Raw genomic sequence first — 3,989 nt, forward strand, 5'->3', positions numbered from 1 at the left:
ACCGTTACCTTTTGGGGGGGCACGCGCCCCACCCCCAAAGATTTTTGTTGGTTTGGGGGGGGGGATTGTGCCCCGCCCCAGGGAATTTGTTTGCGAGCAAAACCCTTCCAGGATGATGGACGCTAAAACAGGTAGAGGCTAAAACCGATAGTAGTGCCAAAAAACCCAAAATGCCAGACAATCCCAACGAACCACGCCCTTTCGACGCCGTACTAGGCGGTCAATCTCGACCACCTGTGAATGCTGCTGTCCTTGGTGGACTAGCGGGAGTGAAGCAACGCTTAGCAAGTACCTCTGACGAAGTAAGAATTGCCGCCCTATATGAAGCCCTCAAATATGGTCAAGCGGGGTTAGATGTTGATAGGCCGCTTGTGTCATTTTTTACTTTGATCTATTGGCAAGAGGAGAGGTAAGTAAAACTCCAGTAAGCTCGCTATCAAACGTCTCTGACGTTAATATTTTGGCAGTACCAGCTTCAAACTCTTTTTGGGTGAAATTATGCTCAGTAGCTTGGACGATTTTGCTGAGCCAAAACAATCCCCCACATAAACTGTGACAGCGTTTATATGAGAGATTGTTGCCTACTCAATGCGGTATTAGAACGATTCAGCCACAACTTCTATAACAGTAGGCCAACCACCTGGAACTTTTTCACGAACAGTATCATCCAAATCCTTTAAAATTTGAGGCGTGCTGAAACCAAACAGTTTTTTAAACCAACCGCCCCCCAAAATCCTTTCTGCCTCTAAATGAGAAAGTTCTTCCATTTCGTCAATGATTTGTAATTCATTGATTTTTAGACTAGCCATAATTGCTCCTTGATTTATTGGTCTGTACTTCTCATGAATATAAATAAAAAACCCGTCTGGATGTTGCCAAATTGCCATATGTAATTAATGCCTCTACACCCAACCAATGTCGGTGTGCTGGGGCATCTGTTTAGATGTTTGTGGGAAGAGAGCTTATATCAAGTACGGTGACATCGGACTTGCACCCTTATCCCCAACCTCCTCTGCGATCGAGGGCGAGGGGCTAGATATACAAGTCCGATGCTGGCGGACTTGATATCACAATTGAACCGCATCTGGACGTAAAACAATTAGAGATGCGTTACCTAAAGGCATCTAATCCCATAGAGCGGACGCGCTACCAAATTGTCTGGCTGTTGGCACGAGGGTTCCTGAGGGAAGAGGTAGAAACAGTAACAGGTTACAACCAAGGACAGAATTCGTAAAATTGCCCGTCGTTAAAACTTTGAAGGCCAGGAAGGATTTATAGACCGCAGCCATTGTCATCCTGGTCGGCAGCTCATGTTGTCCCAGGTTCAGCAAGCACATTTACTACAAGCGCTTTCCTGTTTGGCTCCAGATGGCGGCATTTGGAATGGGCGTGCATTTGCCGATGGGATGGCTCAATTGATCGGACAGCCTTGGCTTGTGGCCTCTCACCAATGAACCGATTGCCAATCGATCGTTTCAGTCTTTCGATGAGTTAGAAGAGGTGCTGTTTCATCGCTGTCGAAGATTACTTCAACAGCACGACTTTGTTCGCGGTCTGACTTTGTTTCACTGGTGGTCAACAACTGTTGCTTCAACGCGTTGCGATCGCAGCCACAGTATACAATTCCGGTGCTTAAGGACTTGATATTACGCACGCGCTCCTATCACCAAAGTTTCTTGCTGCGATCTCTCGTTCCCATAAACGATTTTTCATAGAAACCCGGTTTCTTGGCATAAGTCTCTAAACCTGCCCCCACCCGCGTCGATGAATAAAACAGCTCACGCACCCTCCGGGGCATGGCATGAATAAATTTGGTGCCAAAGGGAAGATTTCCGGATGCCCTGCCCCGACAATGAGCGTACGCAACCAAACAAATCAACATCCAGCAGACAATCTTGATCAACCCACCCCCACCCGCGTCGATCAAGAAAACAGCTCACGCATCCTCCGGGGCACGGCATGAATAAATGTGGCACCAAATGGAAGATTATCGGATGCCCTGCCCCGACAACCAGCGACGGCATGAATAAATTTTGTACCAAAGGGAAGATTTCCGGATGCCCTGCCCCGACAATGAGCGTACGCAACCAATAAAATATATCAAACAGTTTGATTAACAAAGGCAGCACGCAAGTGAAGTCATCCAAGGGTGTATATAAAGTCGAGAAACAGACTAAAACCGAAAATCTATACAACGAAGCTTTTCCCTTACTGGAAATAAACAAAATCCTATCCGTCGCTGCATCAAAAGGCACTTACGATCTAAACCCATCCCCAGAAAAAGAACCACCACCCGGATGCCCCAAAATACCACCATCATTACAACTGCGCCCCTATCAAAAACAAGCGGTTGATAGCTGGTTTGCAAATCTTGGCAGAGGCACGCTCAAAATGGCAACCGGAAGTGGAAAAACTATCACTGCACTAGCAATAACCGCCGCACTTTATCAAAAAATCAACTTGCAAGTATTGCTCGTCGTCTGTCCGTTTCGCCACCTGGTCACCCAATGGGCAAGAGAATGCCAAAAATTTGGCATGGAACCAATATTAGCCTTTGAAACCCTGCGCCGCTGGCAAGTGCAACTTTCAACGCAACTCTACAATGTGCGTGCGGGCAACCAAGCGTTTGTTGCCATCATCACCACTAACGATACTCTGATGAGCGAAGGCTTTCAATCCCAATTAAAATATTTCCCAGACAAAACCTTAATTGTCGGCGACGAAGCCCATAATTTAGGCGCAAAGCGTAGCGGGGAAAGCTTACCGCAAAACATCGGATTGCGGCTAGCTTTATCTGCCACCCCCGAACGCTATTTCGACGAAGATGGCACGCAATCTATTTATGATTATTTCGGCTCCGTATTGCAGCCAGAATTCACCTTAGCCGATGCCATTCAACAGGGTGCATTAGTCCGCTATCTTTATTATCCCATATTAGTAGAACTTACCGAATCCGAAAGCCGCGCCTACTTAAAATTAACCCGAAGTATTGGGCGAATGCTGTTATATCAGCAACGAGGTATCGACGCATCCAATATCTTTGACGAAGATAACGAAGACTTAAAAGCTTTATTGATGCAGCGTTCCCGAATAATTGGATCTGCTGCTAATAAATTAAAAGCTTTGCGTCAAATCATGGCGAAACGCCTGCACACGACTCACACCTTATTTTATTGCGGCGATGGTTCAACCGAAAACCAACATCAATTAAAAGCCGTCACCCAAATTTTAGGCGCAGAATTGGGATATCGAGTCAGCACCTATACCGCCGAAACGCCTTTAGATAAACGAGAAAACTTGCGGTGTCAATTTGAAAGCGGCGAGTTGCAAGGTTTAGTAGCAATTCGCTGTTTAGATGAAGGAGTAGATATTCCCGCGATTCAAACCGCTGTAATTTTAGCCAGTAGTAGAAATCCGCGCCAATTTATCCAGCGGCGGGGACGAATTTTGCGCCCCCATCCAGGTAAAGAAAGAGCAACTTTATTCGACACAATTGTATTGCCCCCCGAACTCGACCGAGAAACATTAGAAATCGAGCGCAACTTGTTACGAAAAGAATTAAAACGCTTAGTAGAATTTGCCGACTTAGCAGATAACGCCGGAGAAGCAAGAGTAAAACTACTGAACCTGCAAAAGCGATACGGATTGTTAGACATTTAAATCGTCTAAAAACTGTAGGGTGCGTTAACGCAGTGTAACGCACCATCAATGGCTAAAAACTGTAGGGTGCGTTAACGCAGTGTAACGCACCATCAATGGCGGTGCTAAAGGCGCAAGCTGTTAACCTACTGGTAAAAATTGCTCAAGATGATGCGCCTGACACACCCTACATTTGCTGAATCTTCAACAGCTGAAAAGTGTAGGGTGCGTTAACGCAGTGTAACGCACCATCAATGGCTAAAAAGTGTAGGGTGCGTTAACGCAGTGTAACGCACCATCAATGGCTAAAAAGTGTAGGGTGCGTTAACGCAGTGTAACGCACCATCAAT

General features: G+C 46.1%; 6 protein-coding genes. 4 read left to right on the forward strand and 2 right to left on the reverse strand.

Translation table 11 applies throughout. The features are described from left to right. The first annotated feature begins 170 nt into the window (after positions 1-170). A complete protein-coding gene (locus tag ACE1CM_RS44085) occupies positions 171-413 on the forward strand; it encodes a hypothetical protein (protein ID WP_374885762.1) in 243 nt (80 codons plus the stop codon). A 183-nt stretch (positions 414-596) separates the two neighbouring features. Here the strand turns inward: ACE1CM_RS44085 and ACE1CM_RS44090 are convergent, their stop codons facing one another. Further along, positions 597-887: a hypothetical protein gene (locus ACE1CM_RS44090; protein ID WP_374885764.1), complete on the reverse strand. Its 291-nt coding sequence runs from the start codon at positions 885-887 to the stop codon at positions 597-599. A gap of 218 nt (positions 888-1,105) precedes the next feature. On the opposite strand from ACE1CM_RS44090, the gene ACE1CM_RS44095 reads away from it, so the two are divergent. Beyond that, complete coding sequence (locus ACE1CM_RS44095) at positions 1,106-1,234, forward strand: hypothetical protein (protein WP_374885765.1); 129 nt, start codon at positions 1,106-1,108, stop codon at positions 1,232-1,234. A 76-nt stretch (positions 1,235-1,310) separates the two neighbouring features. Beyond that, positions 1,311-1,454 carry a hypothetical protein gene (locus ACE1CM_RS44100; RefSeq protein ID WP_374885767.1) on the forward strand — a complete coding sequence of 48 codons (144 nt, stop codon included), beginning with the start codon at positions 1,311-1,313 and terminating at the stop codon, positions 1,452-1,454. Here the strand turns inward: ACE1CM_RS44100 and ACE1CM_RS44105 are convergent. Then, positions 1,445-1,654 (reverse strand): hypothetical protein, encoded by a 210-nt coding sequence (locus tag ACE1CM_RS44105; RefSeq protein ID WP_374885769.1) that lies wholly within the window; start codon positions 1,652-1,654, stop codon positions 1,445-1,447. The genes ACE1CM_RS44100 and ACE1CM_RS44105 overlap by 10 nt on opposite strands. Before the next feature lie 653 nt (positions 1,655-2,307). Between ACE1CM_RS44105 and ACE1CM_RS44110 the strand changes: the two genes are divergently transcribed. Continuing rightward, the gene (locus ACE1CM_RS44110) at positions 2,308-3,660 is read left to right on the forward strand and encodes a DNA phosphorothioation system restriction enzyme (protein ID WP_374885770.1); all 1,353 of its coding nucleotides are present in this window, start codon (positions 2,308-2,310) and stop codon (positions 3,658-3,660) included. Positions 3,661-3,989 lie beyond the last annotated feature (329 nt).

The organism is Microseira sp. BLCC-F43 (assembly GCF_041929235.1).
GTDB lineage: Bacteria > Cyanobacteriota > Cyanobacteriia > Cyanobacteriales > Aerosakkonemataceae > Microseira.